The sequence below is a fragment of the Bacillus sp. HMA207 genome (assembly GCF_003402455.1).
GTDB lineage: Bacteria > Bacillota > Bacilli > Bacillales > Bacillaceae_G > Bacillus_A > Bacillus_A cereus.
Window position 1 is genome coordinate 3433484 of the sequence record NZ_BEZT01000001.1, and the last position, 21189, is coordinate 3454672.

The following is a 21189-nucleotide window of genomic DNA, read 5'->3' on the forward strand; positions in this document are numbered from 1 at the left end:
CTATAGACTATTTTTTGTTTCGATCCAAACAAAAATGGTTATTTAACAAGCGTTCGTTTCTATTCTTTATGTAGTATGTTTGATTCATTTTCGCATGATACATAACGTCGAACAGAAAAACCCCTTCCATTGCGAAGGGGCTATTATCATACGGCTACGCCTACTGATAAACACCATCATCATTTTAACAACTTTCGTATGAATTTTAAAGCACTTTTTGTAGAAGAGTAACGAATTTTCATGTCGAATGCTGTAGATTGGGCTAAAATGCTTTTATAATGTGAAAAAGTCCGAAAACTTTCTTTCCCATGATAACCCCCTAATCCACTACTTCCAACACCCCCAAAAGGTAAATATGGCGTGGCAAGATGATAGACAACATCATTAATACAGCCTCCACCATATGAAATATTACTCGTCACTTTCTTTTGTACTTCTTTATCTTCAGAAAATACATATAACGCTAACGGCTTCGGATGTTGCTGGATTGTGCCAATTACATCTTCTATGTTGTCGTACTCTATGATTGGTAAAATCGGACCAAAAATTTCATCTTCCATAACAGTATCTTTCCATGTAATATCCGCTAGTACTGTCGGTTCAATATGTAATGTATCTTTCTTATAGTTTCCACCAATTACGACTTGACCATCTTGTAAAAATCCACATAATCGTTCGAAATGGCGCTCACTTACAATACGCACATAATTTTCATTTTGCAAAGGTTCTTTACTATACTGCTCTATAATTTCATGTCGCAGTGCCTCAATTAGCTTTTCTTTCACGGAAGAATGCACATACATATAATCAGGCGCTACACACGTCTGCCCCGCATTTAAAAACTTACCCCAAACAATTCTTCTTGCTGTCATCTCTATCTTTGCATCTTTATGTACAATACAAGGACTTTTCCCGCCAAGTTCTAAAGTGAGCGGCGTCAACTGCTTCGCTGCTGCTTCCATTACAACTTTTCCAACGCCAACACTACCAGTAAAGAAAATATAATCAAACGGTTCCCTCAGCAAAGATGTACTCTCTTCAACGCCACCTTCTACTACCGCTACAAGCTCTTCTGGGAATAATTCATCTAACATTCTCTTAAGCACTTTTGAAACGCTTGGTGTTAACTCTGACGGCTTTAAAACGATTGTATTTCCAGCTGCCAGTGCTCCTACAAGTGGTGCAATTGCTAATTGAAAAGGATAGTTCCACGGTGCAATAATAAGCGTCACACCATACGGTTCTGGCACTACTTTTCCTTTTGATCCAAAATGAGTAAGTGCTGTTCGAACTCGTTTCGGTTTACTCCACGATGAAATATGTTTCAATTGAAAGGAAATTTCTTTTAATACATATCCAACTTCCGTTGTAAACGACTCGTGAACTGACTTATTTAAATCTAATTTCAATGCCTGAAATATTTCTTCTTCAAAATGCTGAATGCCTTCATAAAGCTTCTTCAAATTATTCTTTCGCATTTCGATGCTTCTCATATGCCCTTTTAAAAAATATTCCTTTTGCCTACTTACAATAGAGGAAATACTCATTCACTCACCTTCTCCCACTATTTTTATCCAATTCTTTCATTATTTATATAGACTTCATATATAACAAATTTCTATTCTTAAGGTTACATTATATATGACTTTTTCAGCTATATAAAATTCATTGCTCACAAAAAAACTACCGAAAGAAAATCTCTCGGTAGTTTTACAGTATTAACGATATAAACGAACAGCACCTGCAGAATTATCATCAGCTTGTCCTACTACTTCAAACTTCAGACCAAGCTTCGGTAAAATACGTCCTGCATCTGGAATCTGTTGATTAATATACGTTTTAGAATCATCAAACTTCGGTACACCTGCTAAACCATCATACGTATACGTTCCACGCGTTGGAGATACGACTTTCCAAGCTGGCGTTTTATCAAATGAGAACGCCGCATCTGCGATTTGGAATCGTGTACTACTTTCCACTGTCGGTTTACCATTTAAAGTTCCTACAATTGCTTCTGGATGAGAATCAACTACACCTAGGAAACCGTGCCCTGGATGTACACCAACCCAGTTATCTGTATAAGCTGAATCTGCATACCATACGACCATACCAGCGTTATATACTGGACCACGTGCAAATTTTAACGCGTTATCTGAACCAGCATAGTTTCTCCACTCAACATAGTAGTTATGGCTTTTCTTCTCTGTTCCGTTAGAAACAGCAAAACCATCTAATTTGAATTGTGGCGTACCTTCTGCGTCATCAGAGAATACTACTTTATCATCTACTGTTAATGAAGCATTATCAAGTAAGAAACCATTTAATGCTAAACCACCATCAGTAATGTAATCAAATGTTAATTTTACTTTCTTACCTTTGAACTGGCTTAAATCATATGATTTGTCAATCCATTTTCCATTTGTCGAATCTGCATTTCCACTATTTGCTTTCTCACCAAGTCTTTCAATTAACGTTTGTTGACCATCTTCCGTTACAGCGTGTACTTCAAGGAAATCATACTCTGCTTCAATTTCATATAATGATTTGAAGTCAAATTTTGCAGTCGTTGCATTTGTTAAATCGAACAGTGGTGTTTCCATCTTCGTATGAAGATCATCACCTTTTGTGCTGTAGTAATACTGTTTTCCGAATGCCGGTTCAATTGTTTTTATATCTTTGTCTGGTAAGTTAACACGAATCATACCTGGACGGTTAGATTTCGTAACACTTTGGTCTAAATATGTTGCTAGGCCGATACCTTTATTTAATTTCTCGTAATCTACTTCTACGATATTTGCCCAGTTACCACCGATTGTTTTTTGGAAAAACTCTTTATTTTGTGGTGATAAGCTCGTTGGTGTTGTACCTGCAATTTTACCAGCCCAGCTTCCGCCACTCATGATAGACCAAGCTTGAATTGGCTCACCAGCACCGCTATATTGTGTATCATACTCATCTGGTAAACCTAAATCATGACCATATTCATGCGCGAATACACCAACTGCTCCATCTTCTGGTTCAATTGTGTAGTCGAACGCTGCCATCTTTCCACCCCAATATGGAACTTTCGCTTGTGTACCTTCAATTGCGAATGGTTTTGGTCCAACTGTCCAGCGATGTGACCAAATTGCATCATCACCTAATTTACCCCCACCTGCTTCTTGTCCAACACCTGCATGAATAATCATTAAGTGATCAATTAAACCATCCGGTTGATTTTTATTTCCATCACCATTTACATCATATTGATCAAATTGATCAAACTCTGATAGATCAAGACCGCTATCTACAGCTGCTTTTAATGCATCTTTTACTAAATCACGTGGGCCTTTTGGTCCTTTATTATCATGACCGCCGCTAGCAGCATCTGCACCGTAATCAGCAGCTTTACCAGGAACTGTTAACCATTTTGTAACTGTTCCGTCCACTGTGTAACTACCACCAGATTGCTCTTCGTAATATTGTTTAAACGTTTCAATTTTACTTCCATCATCTAATGTAAACGGCTCGTTGCCGAATAACATTTTTTCATAATGTTCTTTATTAAAATCGTTAGAATACATATATCCAGGCTCTTTGTCGATATTATTATGTTTAAAGTCAGCGTACTCTACAAGTAAAACGAGTACTTTATCTTTACGAACTTCACCGTTATAGTCTTTTTGTTTCGCTGGAGAAGTTGGTACTTTACCATTTAGACCGCCTTTAACTGGGCCTGTCGCTGCAGGTGTTCCTGTTGCAGGGTTATCTAATTTTTCTTTCGTGTCTGCTTTCGCATCTTTCACTTTCTTTAAAAAATCAGATGCTTCTTTCGTAAGTTGATCCCCATTCGGTACTTCTTTCCCAGGATTTTCACCCTTTTTGTTCTCTACATACTTTTCGACAGCTTTCTTTGTTTCTTTCTCTGAAGCTGACGAATCAATTACCCCACGTTTTTTTAGCGCATCTGCTAAACGTTCTTCCGGAATTAAGTGATCATCAACTGGGCTCGTAGCCGTTTTATTCGCAGGCGTTTCAGCATATGCAGATTGAGTGCCAGCCCCGAATGAAAGGCCTAATACAGCTGTTAAAGCGATTGATGACAAAACTTTGAACGGTTTCTTGTTCATCCCTTATTTCCTCCCCTAATAAATAATATGTATTACAAATTGAATTTTATTAAAAATTCAATATTTTTTCAATATTTAGTCATATTATGTAATATTTTTAATATATTTGTAAAAATTTCATAGTTAGCATACGAATATATCACAATTCAACAATGTTTTCTGAAAATATTGAAAGTTTTTATCGAACAATTTATAATTTCCATAGAGGGAGTTTAATGGGGATTTTATCTTTGTTTCATCTACACAATATTTGATAATTCACTATATAAAACACAAAATCCAATTGCATTATCATGTATTCTGTAGCAGCAATTATGACCGATAATTAGGGAGGAATTACATTTGTACAAAGATAAGACAGACGCACTGGATCAAGAATGGATTGATTTAATACTTGAAGCTCTAGATGCTGGTATCGCCATGCAAGACATCGAGCAATTTTTCCAACGTATGAAGCCATCCAGTCAGGCTCAATAGGTTTGTTCTTTTTAACGAAGTTTATGTTATAATAATGACATCATAAGACAACTACATATTGATAGAAAGGTGCGCAAATATGATTGGAGAACGTATAAAACGCCTTCGTTTACAAAAAGGGATTTCATTAACTGAACTTGCCGAAAAAGCTGGCGTTGCTAAATCTTACATTAGTTCTATAGAACGAAATTTACAAAAAAACCCTTCCATTCAGTTTCTTGAAAAGATCGCAGCAGTTCTACAAATTCCAGTTGATACTTTACTTCATGATGAAACAACAAAGGAAACTAACCTAGACTCCGAATGGACACAACTCGTTAAAGATGCAATGAACTCTGGTGTCTCCAAAGAACAATTTCGTGAATTTCTTGAATTTACAAAGTGGAAGCAAAATAATAAATAGAAAGAAGTGCTTACAAGTAGCACTTCTTTTTCTTTATAAAAAAAGCGGGGGATACCCGCTTTTTTATTATTTTTCTTCCCCAGCTTCTTGGTTAGCATTGAATGTCCATTCTAAATTCAATGTATCACCTTGGAAGATATTTTGATCTTTTCCATTATCTACAAATTCAAATTGTACCCATAGATAATCCTCTGTACCAGCTGCTAATCCACCCTTTTCTCCCCACTCAGGAGCAAAGATGTCTTTAGCTAAAAGATCTGGATCAACTTTTTGTAAGTCTGCTAAAGTTGTTTCGTATACAGGCTCACTTTGTTTATCCCAGTTCCAAAGGAATTTTACTTTAACGTGCTTACCAAAGTCTTCACCAGCATTATCACCTTTTGCATCTTTAACAGTATACTTTGTTGCTAATTTAACATCTTTAATAGTTAACGAACCGCTGTTTTGTAATAAGAACTCTTTCTTAACAGAATCCCCTGGTTTTAAATCTTTAATATCTACAAGCGTCTTAGGGTTTAATGTAAGGTCTAACGTCCCAGCTGCAAATGTATTGTTTGATACTTCTTTATCGCTAAAGAATGCAAATGTTCCTCCACCAATTAAAGCTAACCCCAATGCTGCTGATGCAACTCCCATACCTAATTTCTTTTTCAGACTCACAATCAATTCCCCCTAGCTTTTTTTTATATTTTTATCACTTATTTTTCAATAAGAGATGTAAAGAAAACTATATTAGCTTAGCTAATATGTGTTCTTTTTTAAAAACCTTATGTTCATTATAACGAACAACCCTATATAAACACAACACATATTTATTAATATTTTCAGTTATTTTTATTTCTCAATATTATTTAGACTTTTCAGAAAAAATGATGATAATTTATAACTTTTTTCACACTCAAATCATTTAATACTATAAGAAAAAAGAAAAACAAAGAGGTGAGGGCTAACGTTCCCTCACACTCGTATAAATATTACTAGTCTTGCTTATTCGTTCACACTCTCTTACACCACATTCTTGTTTTCTAGCTGTTTCACTAAAGCAGTTCCTCCGCTTTCTTCTGCTCTTCTAGCTTTTTCTGTTCTTCCGCTTTCTTTTGCTCTTCTACTTTTTTCTGTTCTTCTACTTTTTTCTGTTCTTCTACTTTCTTCTGTTCTTCTACTTTCTTCTGTTCTTCGGCTTTCTTCTGTTCTTCTACTTTCTTTTGTTCTTCGGCTTTCTTTTGTTCTTCTACTTTCTTCTGTTCCTCTGCTTTCTTTTGTCCTTCCGCTTCAATTGCAACGTTTAATTGTTGCTGAAGAGCCTGAATTTGCTCATCAATAGCTTTCAAGCTAATTTCTTTCTCAATATAGTCACGCTTCTCTTTGATACTGCGAAAGCCTTCATTTACATATATGGACACTTGCTGCATCGACTCATCTTTATTTACCTTTAATTCTTCTTGTATTTGATTGTAAGGAGCTTCTATTTCAGTATATACATTTTGCAGAGCTTCCTTCTCAGCAACAATTTTCTCACGCCCTTGTTGCCATACAGAAATCGCCTGTTTTATTTCTTCAATAGAAGTTGCTTTCGATTTCCCCTTCATCGTTCCATACTCACGCTCAATAAACTGTTTATGTTTCTCAGATTGCTCTTTTAACGTATTAACTGTTTTCGGAAATATAATTGCTGTAGAAAGCGTCGCTTCTACTTTCGTTTCATGAATGAACGCCGCTTCTGTATGCGTCATAATTTGAGATCCTAAATAAAACGTAATAGAACACATACACGGTAATATAAGCATCTTTTTAAAATTACGCGGTCTTTTCAGCATCTTAATCTCTCCCATCGAACATTACGTTCTTTATACAGAACATTATCTATATTATAGTAAAGAACTATTAAAATTGATAGACAAATACTAGAAAAATAGAAAAAGGGCTATCCATGTGATAGCCCTTTTTATTATTATCTTTCTTCACCTGCTGTTTGTTGTGCATCAAACGTCCAATTTAATTGTAACTTATCGCCTTGGAATTGATTTTGATCTTTTCCATTATCAACGAACTCAAATTTCACTTTGAATTTATCAGATTTACCTGCTGAAATACCTTTTTCATCCCAGAACCAAGCCGATAAATCATTATCTACAGCTGTAAGTGTGTCACCTTTTAATTTATCTAAAGTAGTTTGTTTCACAATTGTCTCATGCTTATCTACATTTTTTAAGAATGTTACTTTAATATGTTTACCAAAATCATCTTTATTATCTTTCTTTACATCTTCTACATTATAATCTGTTTTCAGTAGAACCTTTTTAATATCTAAAGAGCCTTTATTTTCTAGTTTAAATTCTTTTTCAATTGTATCCCCAGGCTTTAAATTCGATACGTTAACAACTGTTGATGGATTTAATGCTAAATCCAGTGTTCCAGCCGCAAATGTATTGTTTGACACTTCTTTATCACTGAAAAATGCAAATGTTCCTCCACCAACTAAAGCTGCTCCTAATACTGCTGATGTAATACCCATTCCTAATTTTTTCTTTAAAGTCATGTCCATATCCCCTTAATATATATTTGTTAACTTCCTAAACGGAAAGTATAACCAAACGAACTAGACGGATTGTTCTACTTTTTTATCTTTCTTTTCTCCGTCAATGCTACGAATAGCACCAAAAATAGAAATAGCGGAATAACCAAGCAAAAAGACTCCTGGAATAATAAGAAGTAATGCTGCTCCTGCTTTCGAATTCGCATAATTCAGTAAATAACCAACATATGGAACTGTAATATCTGCATACTTTCCAACTACATTTTCTGCAAGTACTGGCTCTAAATCTGGTCCGTTGTTGTTATCCCCTTTTGTTTCATACATTACTTTTCCATTTGTATCTTTCACACCGATAATACGGTGAGTGATAATTTTTTGATCTTTCTCTTTAAAGGTAATAACATCACCTTTTTGATATTTAGAACCATCTTTGTTTGGTTCTATTGCAATGATTGATCCTGTTAAAAACGTCGGCTCCATTGATCCTGAAAGAACGCTCTTAAATTGATATCCCATCACTGTCGGATCACCACCGCTTGCTTTTGAAGAAATAACTACAAAAGCTAAAAAAACCATCAATGCAAATAAAACAAATGAGATCGCGTTGCTAATTATCTTCCATATTAATTTCATCGTCTCTCTCCCTCTCCGTTGTTTTATATTATTTGAAGTATGCAATATCCATTGTGTTCTTTAACAAGAACACAAGTAAATGATATAACGAACTTTAAGTTATTGCAATAAGAAAATTTACAATTATTAGTTATTTAAGATATATAAAAAAGACTGTGCCAAAATTTTACACAGTCTTTTTATTAGTAATTTATTTACCTTCTGATTTCATTCCTTTTGTATTTCGGCGCAACACTACATATAAAATTGCTCCAAATAATACAATCGCACCTATCCCAACACTTATTACTTTCATATTTGAGTCTTTTACTTCAGGCATAGTTGTATCTTTTTTAGGCATCGCAAAAGTGACATCTTCTGTTGAAAGAACATTTACCGTCGCAATTGTTTGATTATTTTTCGTAATATCAACTGCACCAACTACCTCACCACGATGTATTCCTTTATGATATAAAGATTCTTTATCTAATGAAGCCGCCCGGAAAATAGTTTTCACATTTTTCCCTTCATCTTTCTTAAGCATAAGCTCTGCACTTTGTTCTAACTCAGAATTAACATCTTTATTTAAATATGTTGTTTTTTGATGCCAATTATGTTTATCAAGCACCATTTGCTTCGTAAATTGACCGAAAGAATATTCCGCCATCTGCTTCAAATCTTCATAAATTTCAGGTCTTTGAGAAGCCATTACTACGCTTATAATACGATTTCCATCTTTCTCATTTAATAAAACAAGTGTATTACGCGCTTCATTCGTAAACCCTGTTTTACCGCCAATGCTATATGGATTTTCAAAAAAATTAGATTTATTAAAAATAGACACCGTCTGCCTAGACGTCGTAACTGTCGTTCTTTTCGTATTCATCGCTTGTAAAATTTCAGGATACTTTTGCACACCCTTCGTAATCATAGCCATATCATACGGCGTCGTATAATGGTTCGGATCATGTAATCCATTCGGTGTTACAAAGTGGCTATCTTTCGCCCCTAATTGCTTCGCTTTCTCATTCATCATATTAGCGAAATTCTCAACACTCCCGCCAATCCGCTCCGCAATCGCATACGACACATCATTCGCACTCAGCACCATTAAAATCATAAGCGCAGTATTTCTATTAATTGTCTCTCCAGGTTGAAACTCAATTTGATAATTACTCTTCTCTTGATCTAATGCTAATTGTGAAAATGTAAATTGATCCTCTGGCTTTGTATGCTCCATGAGTAAAATCGCTGTTAACACCTTCGTCGTACTAGCAGGATATGCTCGGTGATATGCGTTTTTATCATACAAAACATCTCCTGTTTTCGCATCAATTGTCGTTGCAAACTGACTAAAAACATTCGGTCCTTCCGCAGGTGGTGGTGCAACTTGTTCTGGATTTACTCCAATATTCGTCTCAGCACGCAATGTTATGGGCGTCAAAAAAAACGAACAAATAACTGTAATAAAAACCAAAATTCCCTTAAAATTTACCATATGACTCTCCCTTTTCCATTTACTCCTTAACAAAATAATAAATCTACCAATCATATGTAATTTGTATTATATTGGAAGAAATTTCACTATTTTTTACTATATCATACTTTTACGATAAAGAACATAAATATACAATAAAAATAAGAAGGAATTACTCTTTCTTATCCTTCTCATCAATCAACGAATCTATTAACTTTTGACTAGCTTCCTCGGGCGTAATCTCATCTGTTATTCCCATAAACGACCAACCTTTAGAATCAACCCACTCAACAAACTCTTGTAAAAATTCATCATGTGTAACATCCACATCAAGAATCGATCCATTAATCGAAATCGTTCTATTTTTAGACACGCGCATCTTGAACGTTTTTCTTACCATTACAACTTTTCTCCCTCTACTTCTGAATATTTATAAAGTGAAACTTTCATCAACCCTCACGAATCGGACTCTTACGGGCATTCCGACCCCAACCTAACTTCTTTACTTTTGCTGAATTTCGAGGTAAGGGATCTTACTGCCCGCAAATAGCGAGATAAAATAATCATGTATCTCTGTTATACATGATTTTCAGTAAATTGTAAAAAGGATATATTGGCCAATTTAAATAGCAAAAATGAAAATCTCTTACCTACGTAAACGTAATACGACATACAATCGCTCATAAATTATTAAATAAATCCATAAAAATATACACTTTAAAACATAATTGAGTAAGCCATTATAGTCTTTTGGAAGATATTATCTAAAATAGTATACTAAACGGATAAAGGATATTTGAATAAAGAAACTGAGGCCCTCTATTTAGCTGGATTCTTAAGTTGTAGACTTAGAGACTGATGCCGGAATTCATATTTAATTTCTATTTCTGTACATCATATCGTAAGAAAGAAGGTAGTACTGTGAAAACAACAGAAAATTTTACTGACAGGGCCGATATATATGCAAAATATCGCCCTAGTTATCCTAATGAATATATTGATTACTTGCTTTCAGCTAACCAACTGAAAGGGAATCGGATTGTGGCTGATATTGGTTCAGGTACGGGGATATTTAGCCACCAGCTGCTTGAAAGTGGTTTACATGTTATTGGAGTTGAGCCAAATGATGATATGAGAAAGATGGCTGAGCAATCGTTAAAACTATATTCTCGTTTTCAATCCATAAAAGCAACTGCTGAAAATACCACTTTAAAAGAAAATAGTGTAGATTTAGTAACGGTTGCCCAAGCATTTCATTGGTTTGATAAAGAGGCTTTCAAAATCGAATGCCAACGAATTTTAAAACAAAAAGCAAATGTTGCACTTGTTTGGAATAGTAGAGATTTAACTAGTCCACTTATTAAAGAGAATGCAGAAATTTGCCAGAAAACCTGTCCAAACTTTAAAGGCTTTAGCGGTGGAATAGATGAAACTCCAGAAGTATTTAACAACTTTTTTAAAGATGGAAAGTATGATTTTAAAGAATATCAAAATGATTTACTTTTTGATTATGAAGGGTTTTTGGGAAGGAATTTATCAGCATCTTATGCTCCGAAAGAAAATGACGAACAGTATAAAAATTTTATTTTTCTCCTATCAGAGCTATTCGAAAAATACAGTAAAGATGGAAAAATTATTCTCCCGAATTTAACACGAAGCTATCTAGGCAATGTATAAACAGCCTGATACACAGAGACTTTGAACGGAATTAAAACAAGCCTAACCCCTTCCTGAATGTAGAAAGAGGTTAGGCTTGTTTTGCATTTTACCACATCAAATTCAAATGACTTTCGTACAATAAAGTAGAATATATTAGAAAACACCTTAAACTGAGGAGGAACTCAATGGCGCATTGTACGTATTGTAAAACGAAATGGAAAGTAAAAGATGTATGGTCAATACTCGTGACATTTGAAAAAGATTGTCCGTATTGTTTTGGGAGGCAATATCTATCAAAGAAAACAGTGAACGCTATGCCAGAACTTATAAGCTTACCTTTACACTTCTTGTTCCCTTTTCTTGTTGATTTGAGTGATGAAGGTCCTTTGGATTGGTATCGGAAATAATATAACCTCTACATCCAAAGACTACTTTCTACTAAATTCGCTTCTCATCATTATCCCTTCATACATTACTCTCATAATCGCTTATACTTTCCCTTTTAAAGATCCCATAGCTCAACAGGAAGAGCGTCCCCTGAACAAATTTTATCAATTATGACTAAAAAATCAGTGATATATGTATACTGTTAAACATAAAAAATTAGCATTGGGTTCCAATTAAATATTAATTGAAACCCAACACTACTTGTATTCTGTAATTCAGAATACAAGTAGTGTTTTTATTATGCATTTTTGCATACAGTATTGTTTTCTCTTGTAAATAGATAATAATGGTATATAATAAAATCAACGTTTTACCAATAAAAGGTAATAAAGAGTAGTGGGATAAGCAAATAACCAAAACGTATTAACAGATTTGCTCTATGTAAATCATGATACATATATGGAATCAAAACTATGAAATTATATGTAGAGGTTAGATTACTACAAGATGAAAGATTCATAGCGAATACACTCGAGGAAAAAAGCGTTCGATTAGATTAATGTTATAAAACTACTTAATGTGATATCTATGGAACGAATTGAGAATATACTTAGGGGGAATTTCAAGTGAAAACATTTAGTAAAGTATTATTAACAGGAGCTTTAGCTTTAGGCGGTTTAACGGTTATGAACATTGAAACACCAAAAGCACATGCTGACGAATGGGATGGTTGTCATTACATTTGTGGTCCTGGTGAAACGGTGAACGGTGTTACAGTTCAGGTACACTCTACACAAGTTACTTTTGGTAACAGCGTAATTGCAAGAATTACAAATGACCGAGCTGAAGAAATTCATTACAATGTCAGCCTTGAAAAGAAATATGGCGATAGATGGGGAGAATTTGAAACCAACTTCCGTTGGCAAAATCAATGGGTCCCAGCTGGAAGCAATGATGAAATTGCAACTTTCACAGGATATGGCGATGATATTTATGAGGATGGAACATATCGTTATAAAGTCGAAATAAAAGGCGCTGACGGTTCTATTGATACAATTTACACAGCAGGAATGACAGTTACAGGACGATAGCTTATGAACAAGCTCCATTATTTATGATTGTATTTTTGAAAATATCATTGATAATTGCGTTGATATTATTATTAAAATAAGCTCTTCGGGGCTTATTTTTTTATACAAAAATTAGAATATAAATATTCGGAAAATTACATCTTTACACCATTAAAGTTCGTTACTATTATAGGAATACATCAAATGTTACAATACTCAACAAATTGTACAAATCCTCCGATTACACGAATGAAATGAAAATACATTGCTGATGGTAACATTTATAGTTGGGATCCCGTAGCTCAGCAGGGAGAGCGCTACCTTGACAGGGTGGAGGTCGTGAGTTCGAGCCTCTCCGGGGTCATATAAAAAAGAGACACCATATCAACCTTCTACGTGATATAGTGTCTCTTTTTTATCTCATTCAATTACTTCCCACCAAACATCTTCTCCAAAGACTTTGCATTGGCAAACAATACTTCTTTCAAGTTATCGTCAGCAACGATTTTATAGTCGCCATCTTTGTCTTTCTTTAAGTTCAATGTAACTTCGCGAGTTGCCATTGCTGCATCTTTATCCGTTAAGTTTTTGATGATAGTTGAGGTCATTGTTTTTTCGATCGCTTTTTCAGATTGTTCTCTGTCTTCGCTAAATGCGCTAGCGAAGGCCATTGGCATAACTTCTCCCACTGCTTTTGTTACAGCAACGGATAGATCAGCAGATGTAATTTTCACTTTCACTTCTGCTTTGTCATCCTTTTTCGATACTTCTTCTAGCTTTTCAAATTTAAAGTTCTTTGTAATTGCACTTATCATTGCTTTTGCCTCAGCATCATCTGTTTTTTCATTTAGTTTATTAAATTCCTTGTCACTCTCAACAAATGTACGAGCTTTTTCTATATCACCTTTTTGTATCGCTGTTAAAAATTCTTCTGTAGTATCTTTCGGATTTGCACACCCTGCTAAAACACCTGCTGTTAATCCTACTACCATCATTAATAGCAATAATTTCTTTATCTTTTGCACGCTCATTCTCCTCTTATCTTTTCTAGTAAGTCAGCATCATACAATATTATGAAACTGACATTACAAACATTTTTTAGTATAGCATTTATATGATTCGTTTTCTATTAATTCCCAAAAGATAAAGGGCCTTGCAGCATTCCTACAAGGCCCTCTTCTATCAATCTGTATCCGTAGCACAAATGAACCACATTTTCTGTTCCCTACTATCTAACACCATCCAAGTAACATCCCACGCAACATCGTAAAACCAATCTGTCCAAGGGCGATAGCTTTCGAACACTTTAATATCTTCGTATCGATCTTGGAACATATATTGACATACATTGACTGCTAATTGTTTTGCGATAACTGGTCGTTCCTTAAACCCTTCATATGCTCCGCCCCACAAAATTTGCGCAGCAATGCTACCATCAAGCATAACTGCCAGCTGCTCTTTAAAACGAAACTTATATTTGTCTGATGTATGTATTTTTAACTCTTCTAAGTTATTGATTATGTCTAAAGAGTTGAAGATTCTTCTAAAGAAGTGCTCATGTCCATCTTTCGAATGTGGTATTTCTTTAAAAAAATTTTCGTTATGCACTTTAAAACAGCTTATTATTGTTCCACCAATTAAGTTTTGTTCCTTAAACGTGTTTATAAGTTGCTCAACAGATGAGTCATTCGTGTCTATTTTTTCAAACGTTCCCTCTTTCCATCTCATAACGCCCACTACTCTCTATTAAAAATTTGTTTCTTCATTATAAATAGCAAAATAAAAACCAGCAACTTTAAGGTTGCTGGCTTAGCTCTTATTCATATTCGAAAAAACAATAACAACTGCTCCAAACAAATAATGCCCTACTACCATCCACATACTCCAATCAAAAATCATAAACGATAACCAAAGCGATATATTAATAGCAGTAAATAATAAATATAAAATGAAATCTCTCTTTTGCATTGCTCCTCTATTCATCAAAATGTAAACGGCACCGATAGGAGGAAAAGACAAATATTTTTCTTAACGACCACGAATACTAAATTATTGTCTACAAAAGATTCTCCTTTTCATCACAATACCTGCTTCGACATCGGCCTCACTACCCTATATTCATCACTATAAGCTTCCTTTATGATTAAAGGCGGATATTCACTTTTTTCTTTCTCAATCATTGTGAATGCTTCTGTTTTCTCTTGTAATGTATTAGATTCTCTATTTTTAGTAGGTTTTTTACTTGTTTTAATCTCCCTTGTTACTTCGCCAAGTTTTCGCCCAACTTCTTCTACTTTGGCAGGTTCATTCGTAACATAATATTCTTGTTCGTCCCATACTAATATAGGTGGCACTTGTTCTCTTTTGTTACATATTATATAAGTAGTACTAGCTACAAGTAGTAGACAAGTTAATAAATAGAAGATAGTTTTTTTATTCATATACTACACTCCTTATCTATCATTTCATTGGATTATATAATATAAGTTATTTATAGTAAATGGATTTAATGGTATTTTTTAGGTTGAATAATATAAAAAAACCTTACCGAAGTAAGGTTCCGTTTTTACATTCTATAGTGACTGACTTATTAAAACAATCATTACAATAATCGCTATAAGCATAACAACTAAACAGGCGATTAATTTATAAAATCCTCGTTTCGTTAACGTCCCGCCTTGAACGTCTTTACGAATAAATAAGAATACGGCTAAAAATAATACAAGCCCAATGCCAAAAGCATACATCATTTGCATATGTTAATCTTCCTTTCTCTCTTCCATCTTAATATCTTTTTGATAAAACAACAAATGAGATAAAAACTGTACTCATTGTAAGTGCCATAAGTATATTTAATAATTCAGTAGCAGATAGTGTAAGTATTTTTAAGTTTAAGCCGATAGAGAAAAGAAGATAATATGCCGTTAACGCAAAAAAGGTTACAAACATTCCTTTATAACGAATAAGTTTCATTCGCTCATCTTTTTCTTTAAATTGCGGGTGCAAGTAGCTTAGACAGAAACTCATAATCATCATCCCAAGCAATGGATACGTTATGGCTGGCGGTGCAGAATGCGTCATTATACCTGTTAATATCATAAATCCACTCATAAATAGAAAAATAATCCCCATAATTACAAAGTACTTTTGTGAATAATTCATCCCTATTCCCCCTCTTCTTTTCCTTCATAAATAAATACATGTTCTATCGTTGTCTGAAATGTTTTCGCTATTTCAAATGCTAGCGGAAGTGATGGATCGTATTTCCCTTTTTCAATTGAGATAATGGTTTGTCTGGAAACTCCAAGTTTCTCAGCCAACTTTTCTTGAGATAATCCAAATTTTTTTCGGTATTCGACCATTTTATTTTCCAAGGAAATTTCTCCCTCCTTCCATATACCGAGTATATATGTAAAGGAAACTTTACGTCAAGTTCCCTTTACATATATTTTGATTATTATTCACGCTATTTATATAGAAGAAACTTTTTTCAATTTCAGCACGTCTATTTTGAAGCGAAACACGGAACACTGTAAATAACTGTTACTATATCTCCTCACTTCTTTTTTTAAAATTTAATATCTCCATATTTGTTTTATCCTTTTAAAATATTTCATTTATTTCTTTATTTCACGAAATACGTTATTTGTTTTACGGTGTTTTTCGTCATATTTATAGAAACTAACTGTTTATGGAGCATTTTTTATGTTTAGCAACTTTTTTTGTAGAAATCCTTCACTTTCCTTTCAATATTTAACACTATCTAAATAAAGTTTACGATAAATTCATAATTTTTTATTTTTTATACTATATTCCGTTATATTGTTGTATAATATCTATGAAAGCGCTTATTATTTCAATATACATAATTCAAACCGATTTTATCGAAACATTCTAACTATTATACCTATATTTAAATGCAACAATTATAGCTATTAGTATAGGCATACCAAATATATCCACCCCATTTTTCTGTAAAATTACTTTATAACATGAAAGATTAACTTGGGTGATAAGTTATTGTGAATGTTTTTTTACAAAACAGATAAGTAATAGTGTTTGGTATTATGTAAATTATTGTAATAACATAAGAGTAAAGAAAACATTTACATTGATTATTGATTCATTACTTATTGAAAAAGAGCAAAATGCACCTTTGTATGGAAAAGGATTATATGCATTGGGAGGTTTAAACAAATGACGAGGAAGAATACAACGACAAACCCTTGGGCCAAGTTCCACGGTCCGAACCTTGGTTATGTTATTGAACAGTATGATCTTTACGTAACTGGAGCAGGTTCTGTTGATCCGGAATTACAAGAGCTTTTTGAAATTTTTGGAGCTCCTTCGTTTCAAGATGATGTCGTAACAGGGGACAACACAGCAACACATTTTTCTCCTCAAAACACAGGTAACATTGAAAAAATTCTTAAAGTCGTTCAACTAGTTGAGCAGATTCGTTCTTTCGGGCACACGTTGGCTCACATCAACCCGATGGAAGATGCTGCAAATGGACAATCTCTTCTTGAGAAAGCAATGAGCGAACTGAGCGATGCTGACTTGAAAGCGATTCCAGCGAAAACAGTATGGCAAGATGCACCAGAAGGTATTCACACTGCACTTGATGTAATTCATAGATTAAAAGACGTTTATACAAAATCTTTAGCTTATGAATTTTCTCATATACAAGATAGTGAAGAACGCGCGTGGTTGCATCAAATGGTGGAATCAAATTCATTGCGTCAACCACTATCAAATAAAAAACGAACTGCTCTTTTAAAACGTTTAACAGCTGTTGAAGGTTTCGAGCAATTCTTGCATAAAACATTCGTTGGGCAAAAACGTTTCTCTATCGAGGGCGTTGATATGCTTGTACCTGTTTTAGATGAAATTGTTCTAGAAGGTGCTAAAAACGGCGTTGAGGATGTCATGATTGGTATGGCTCACCGCGGTCGCCTAAGCGTACTTGCTCACGTATTAGAAAAACCATATAGCCACATGTTTGCTGAGTTCAAACATGCAAAAATAGAAGGCGCAGTGGCTAATTCTGGCTGGACTGGCGATGTGAAATACCACCTAGGTAGAGAACAAGTCGTTAGTAACGAAGAAGTTAGCACTCGCGTGACATTAGCAAATAACCCGAGTCATCTTGAGTTCGTGAATCCTGTAGTAGAAGGTTTCGCACGTGCTGCTCAAGAGAATCGTAAAAAATCTGGTCTTCCAGATCAAGATACTTCAAAATCATTCGTAATTTTAGTTCATGGTGATGCTGCATTCCCTGGTCAAGGTATTGTATCTGAGACACTCAACTTAAGCAGATTGAACGCGTATCAAACAGGTGGAACGATTCATGTTATCGCAAACAATGCAGTTGGTTTTACAACTGATAGCTATGATTCTCGTTCTACGAAATATTCTAGTGACCTTGCAAAAGGTTTCGATATTCCGATTGTTCACGTGAACGCTGATGATCCGGAAGCTTGTCTTGCAGCTGCTAACCTTGCAATTCAATATCGCATGTTGTTCAAAAAAGATTTCTTAATCGATTTAATTGGTTACCGCCGCTACGGTCATAACGAAATGGATGATCCAGCAGTTACGCAACCACAAGTGTACAAAAAAATTAAAAACCATCCAACTGTAAGAGCAATTTATGCAGATCAATTACAAGCTGCTGGTGTTCTAAATGCAGATGAGGTTGAAACAATTACACAGTTTACACAAGAACAATTAAAATCTGACTATGCACAAGTACCACCAGCTGATACGAGCGATGCAACAATTCACGTTAAAGTGCCAGATGTTGTTGCAAAAGGTATTCAGTCAATTGATACTGGTGTTGAGATTGACTCACTTCGTGCAATTAATGAAGGTCTACTATCTTGGCCGGAAGGATTTAACGTATATCCGAAAGTTAAGAAAATTCTTGAGCGCCGTAAAGATGCTCTTGAAGAAAATGGTAAAATCGAATGGGCACTTGCTGAATCGTTAGCATTCGCTTCTATTTTACAAGAAGGTACGCCAATTCGTTTAACTGGTCAAGATTCACAGCGTGGTACATTCGCACACCGTCATATCGTATTACACGATACTGATACAAACGAAACATATTCACCATTGCATCGCTTACCAAACATTAATGCATCGTTCTCTGTTCATAACAGTCCGTTATCAGAGGCTGCTGTTGTTGGTTACGAATATGGTTATAACGTATTCGCTCCAGAAACTCTTGTTATGTGGGAAGCGCAATATGGTGACTTCTCAAATACTGCGCAAGCATTATTTGATCAATATGTTTCAGCTGGAAGAGCAAAATGGGGTCAAAAATCTGGCTTAGTTCTCCTATTACCACACGGTTATGAAGGTCAAGGACCAGAGCACTCTAGTGCACGTCCAGAGCGTTTCTTACAGTTAGCTGCTGAGAATAACTGGACAGTTGCAAACTTAACGAGTGCGGCACAATACTTCCATATCCTGCGTCGTCAAGCATCTATCTTAGGAACAGAAGCTGTTCGACCATTAGTATTGATGACGCCGAAGAGTTTATTACGTCACCCACTTACGCTTTCAACTGCTAGTCAGTTAAGCGAAGGACGTTTCCAACCTGCTTTAGAACAAGAAAACCTTGGCATGAAACCAAATAAAGTAAAACGTCTTGTTTTAAGCACAGGTAAAATGGCGATTGACTTAGCAGCAGAAATCGAGTCTGGTAAACATGAGTACAACTTAGACGAAGTTCATGTCGTTCGTATTGAGCAATTGTACCCATTCCCTGCTGAGAAAGTTCAATCTATTATTAAACGCTTTAAAAACTTAGAAGAAATCATTTGGGTTCAAGAAGAACCTCGTAATATGGGTGCATGGCATTACATGGCTCCAATTCTGTTCGAACTTGCTGGAGATAAAGTGAAAACAGGCTACATTGGACGTCCTGATCGCTCTAGTCCATCTGGCGGCGATCCATTCGCTCACAAAGCTGAGCAAGAACTAATTGTTGCACATGCTTTAGATGTGAAGTATAACTTCCGTCAAGATAAACAAGAAATTGAAGTTTACAGCAACTAAAAAGTAACAATGAAGGTTTCTAGCTTGTTCCTTGGGCAGATATTCTGCCCAAGGCCAGGCTAACAAATGGAGATTACCGAAGACAAAAGAAGAAAAAACACACCGTTAGGCAAATAAGGGGAGGACATTTAAAATGATCGAAATTAAAGTACCTGAGCTTGCAGAATCTATTACTGAAGGAACTATTTCACAATGGCTTATCAACGTAGGCGACAAAGTTGAGAAAGGTGGCAGCGTTGTTGAGCTTGAAACTGATAAAGTCAATGTAGAAATCATTGCAGAAGATTCAGGTATTGTATCGAAGTTACTAGGCGAACCTGGGGATACAGTTGAAGTTGGCGCAACTATCGCAATTTTAGATGCTAATGGAGCACCAGTTGCAGTAAGTACACCTGCACCAGTGGCTGAGCAACCAAAACAAGAAACAGCTGAAGCACTGAAAGCTGCGGCACCAAGTGCTGAGCAAACTGCAACACTACAAGGGTTACCAAATACAAACCGTCCTATCGCATCACCAGCTGCTAGAAAGATGGCTCGTGAATTAGGAATCGACTTAAACGACGTACGTAGTACAGATCCACTTGGACGCGTGAGACCACATGATGTACAAGCTCATGCTGCAGCACCAAAAGAAGCACCAGCTGCTCCAAAGAGTCCAGCTCCTGCTCCAGTTGCAAAAACGGAATTCGAAAAACCAGTTGAGCGCGTGAAAATGTCCCGCCGCCGTCAAACAATTGCAAAACGTCTTGTAGAAGTTCAACAAACATCTGCAATGTTAACAACATTTAACGAAGTTGATATGAGTGCGATCATGGAATTACGTAAAGAACGCAAAGATGCTTTCGAGAAAAAACATGATGTACGTCTTGGCTTCATGTCATTCTTCACAAAAGCAGTTGTTGCAGCATTAAAACAATTCCCATTATTAAATGCTGAAATTCAAGGTGACGAGCTTATCATTAAAAAATTCTATGATATCGGTATTGCAGTAGCAGCTCCAGATGGATTAGTTGTTCCAGTTGTACGCGATGCTAACCAATTAAACTTCGCTGAAATCGAAAGCGAAATTCGTGAATTAGGTAAAAAAGCACGCGATAACAAACTTTCATTAAAAGAACTACAAGGTGGTACATTTACAATTACAAACGGTGGTGTATTCGGTTCTCTAATGTCAACACCGATCCTAAATAGCCCTCAAGTTGGTATTTTAGGAATGCATAAAATCCAAGTACGCCCAGTTGCAATTGATAACGAGCGTATGGAAAACCGCCCAATGATGTACATTGCTTTATCTTACGATCACCGTATTGTTGATGGTAAAGAAGCAGTTAGCTTCCTTGTTGCTGTTAAAGATATGCTTGAAGATCCAAAGTCATTATTATTAGAAGGTTGAT

General features: G+C 35.3%; 21 protein-coding genes, 1 tRNA gene and 1 pseudogene. 8 read left to right on the forward strand and 15 right to left on the reverse strand.

Annotated elements, in window-relative coordinates; translation table 11 throughout:
* Nucleotides 1-179: 179 nt before the first annotated feature.
* Nucleotides 180-1547: an aldehyde dehydrogenase gene (locus HMAS_RS17730; protein WP_116344944.1), complete on the reverse strand. Its 1368-nt coding sequence runs from the start codon at nucleotides 1545-1547 to the stop codon at nucleotides 180-182.
* A gap of 171 nt (nucleotides 1548-1718) precedes the next feature.
* Nucleotides 1719-4109 carry a M6 family metalloprotease immune inhibitor InhA1 gene (inhA1, locus tag HMAS_RS17735; protein ID WP_001035937.1) on the reverse strand — a complete coding sequence of 797 codons (2391 nt, stop codon included), beginning with the start codon at nucleotides 4107-4109 and terminating at the stop codon, nucleotides 1719-1721.
* 342 nt (nucleotides 4110-4451) lie between these two features.
* Between inhA1 and HMAS_RS17740 the strand changes: the two genes are divergently transcribed.
* Nucleotides 4452-4586, forward strand: a complete 135-nt coding sequence (locus HMAS_RS17740) for an anti-repressor SinI family protein (RefSeq protein ID WP_000276219.1) — start codon at nucleotides 4452-4454, stop codon at nucleotides 4584-4586.
* Between the two features lie 79 nt (nucleotides 4587-4665).
* Complete coding sequence (locus HMAS_RS17745; RefSeq protein WP_000578884.1) at nucleotides 4666-4989, forward strand: helix-turn-helix domain-containing protein; 324 nt, start codon at nucleotides 4666-4668, stop codon at nucleotides 4987-4989.
* A gap of 66 nt (nucleotides 4990-5055) precedes the next feature.
* Here HMAS_RS17745 and calY read toward each other — a convergent pair whose 3' ends face one another.
* The 6 genes from calY to HMAS_RS17775 form a co-directional block, all read right to left on the reverse strand.
* Entirely contained in the window at nucleotides 5056-5649 is a 594-nt protein-coding gene (calY, locus tag HMAS_RS17750) for a biofilm matrix protein CalY (RefSeq protein ID WP_000053714.1), read from the reverse strand.
* Nucleotides 5650-6026: 377 nt separating this feature from the next.
* Nucleotides 6027-6806 carry a DUF4047 domain-containing protein gene (locus tag HMAS_RS17755; RefSeq protein WP_116344945.1) on the reverse strand — a complete coding sequence of 260 codons (780 nt, stop codon included), beginning with the start codon at nucleotides 6804-6806 and terminating at the stop codon, nucleotides 6027-6029.
* A gap of 134 nt (nucleotides 6807-6940) precedes the next feature.
* On the reverse strand, nucleotides 6941-7528 hold the full coding sequence (locus tag HMAS_RS17760; RefSeq protein ID WP_000172852.1) for a CalY family protein: 588 nt from the start codon (nucleotides 7526-7528) through the stop codon (nucleotides 6941-6943).
* Nucleotides 7529-7588: 60 nt separating this feature from the next.
* Nucleotides 7589-8158, reverse strand: coding sequence for a signal peptidase I SipW (gene sipW / locus HMAS_RS17765; RefSeq protein WP_000767792.1), 570 nt, complete (start codon nucleotides 8156-8158; stop codon nucleotides 7589-7591).
* 190 nt (nucleotides 8159-8348) lie between these two features.
* Nucleotides 8349-9635 carry a D-alanyl-D-alanine carboxypeptidase family protein gene (locus tag HMAS_RS17770; protein ID WP_071732549.1) on the reverse strand — a complete coding sequence of 429 codons (1287 nt, stop codon included), beginning with the start codon at nucleotides 9633-9635 and terminating at the stop codon, nucleotides 8349-8351.
* A 151-nt stretch (nucleotides 9636-9786) separates the two neighbouring features.
* Nucleotides 9787-10014, reverse strand: coding sequence for a hypothetical protein (locus HMAS_RS17775; protein WP_000251856.1), 228 nt, complete (start codon nucleotides 10012-10014; stop codon nucleotides 9787-9789).
* Between the two features lie 521 nt (nucleotides 10015-10535).
* Here HMAS_RS17775 and HMAS_RS17780 point away from each other — a divergent pair.
* The 4 genes from HMAS_RS17780 to HMAS_RS17795 all read left to right on the forward strand — a co-directional run bounded on the left by HMAS_RS17780 (nucleotide 10536) and on the right by HMAS_RS17795 (nucleotide 13094).
* Nucleotides 10536-11291, forward strand: coding sequence for a class I SAM-dependent methyltransferase (locus HMAS_RS17780; RefSeq protein WP_000858661.1), 756 nt, complete (start codon nucleotides 10536-10538; stop codon nucleotides 11289-11291).
* A 167-nt stretch (nucleotides 11292-11458) separates the two neighbouring features.
* Nucleotides 11459-11680, forward strand: a complete 222-nt coding sequence (locus tag HMAS_RS17785; protein ID WP_000929654.1) for a hypothetical protein — start codon at nucleotides 11459-11461, stop codon at nucleotides 11678-11680.
* A gap of 606 nt (nucleotides 11681-12286) precedes the next feature.
* Complete coding sequence (locus tag HMAS_RS17790; RefSeq protein WP_000847516.1) at nucleotides 12287-12751, forward strand: hypothetical protein; 465 nt, start codon at nucleotides 12287-12289, stop codon at nucleotides 12749-12751.
* Between the two features lie 270 nt (nucleotides 12752-13021).
* Nucleotides 13022-13094 (forward strand) — tRNA-Val (locus HMAS_RS17795).
* A gap of 64 nt (nucleotides 13095-13158) precedes the next feature.
* On the opposite strand, the gene HMAS_RS17800 is transcribed toward HMAS_RS17795, so the two are convergent.
* From HMAS_RS17800 to HMAS_RS17830, 7 genes and pseudogenes are all read right to left on the reverse strand, one after another.
* Nucleotides 13159-13755, reverse strand: a complete 597-nt coding sequence (locus HMAS_RS17800) for a hypothetical protein (protein WP_044307142.1) — start codon at nucleotides 13753-13755, stop codon at nucleotides 13159-13161.
* A 157-nt stretch (nucleotides 13756-13912) separates the two neighbouring features.
* Nucleotides 13913-14458, reverse strand: coding sequence for a hypothetical protein (locus HMAS_RS17805; RefSeq protein WP_001267333.1), 546 nt, complete (start codon nucleotides 14456-14458; stop codon nucleotides 13913-13915).
* An 81-nt stretch (nucleotides 14459-14539) separates the two neighbouring features.
* Nucleotides 14540-14753, reverse strand: a pseudogene (locus tag HMAS_RS17810) (hypothetical protein).
* Between the two features lie 55 nt (nucleotides 14754-14808).
* Nucleotides 14809-15171 carry a hypothetical protein gene (locus HMAS_RS17815; RefSeq protein ID WP_044307143.1) on the reverse strand — a complete coding sequence of 121 codons (363 nt, stop codon included), beginning with the start codon at nucleotides 15169-15171 and terminating at the stop codon, nucleotides 14809-14811.
* Between the two features lie 132 nt (nucleotides 15172-15303).
* The gene (locus HMAS_RS17820) at nucleotides 15304-15486 is read right to left on the reverse strand and encodes a DUF3976 domain-containing protein (RefSeq protein ID WP_001178291.1); all 183 of its coding nucleotides are present in this window, start codon (nucleotides 15484-15486) and stop codon (nucleotides 15304-15306) included.
* A 28-nt stretch (nucleotides 15487-15514) separates the two neighbouring features.
* Nucleotides 15515-15892: a hypothetical protein gene (locus HMAS_RS17825; RefSeq protein WP_001109902.1), complete on the reverse strand. Its 378-nt coding sequence runs from the start codon at nucleotides 15890-15892 to the stop codon at nucleotides 15515-15517.
* Nucleotides 15893-15894: 2 nt separating this feature from the next.
* Nucleotides 15895-16104, reverse strand: coding sequence for a helix-turn-helix transcriptional regulator (locus HMAS_RS17830; RefSeq protein ID WP_000428506.1), 210 nt, complete (start codon nucleotides 16102-16104; stop codon nucleotides 15895-15897).
* Nucleotides 16105-16927: 823 nt separating this feature from the next.
* Here HMAS_RS17830 and odhA point away from each other — a divergent pair.
* Together odhA and odhB are read left to right on the forward strand one after the other, a co-directional pair.
* The gene (gene odhA, locus HMAS_RS17835) at nucleotides 16928-19795 is read left to right on the forward strand and encodes a 2-oxoglutarate dehydrogenase E1 component (protein WP_000197161.1); all 2868 of its coding nucleotides are present in this window, start codon (nucleotides 16928-16930) and stop codon (nucleotides 19793-19795) included.
* 133 nt (nucleotides 19796-19928) lie between these two features.
* Nucleotides 19929-21188 carry a 2-oxoglutarate dehydrogenase complex dihydrolipoyllysine-residue succinyltransferase gene (gene odhB / locus HMAS_RS17840; protein WP_116344946.1) on the forward strand — a complete coding sequence of 420 codons (1260 nt, stop codon included), beginning with the start codon at nucleotides 19929-19931 and terminating at the stop codon, nucleotides 21186-21188.
* The last annotated feature ends 1 nt before the right edge of the window (nucleotide 21189 follow it).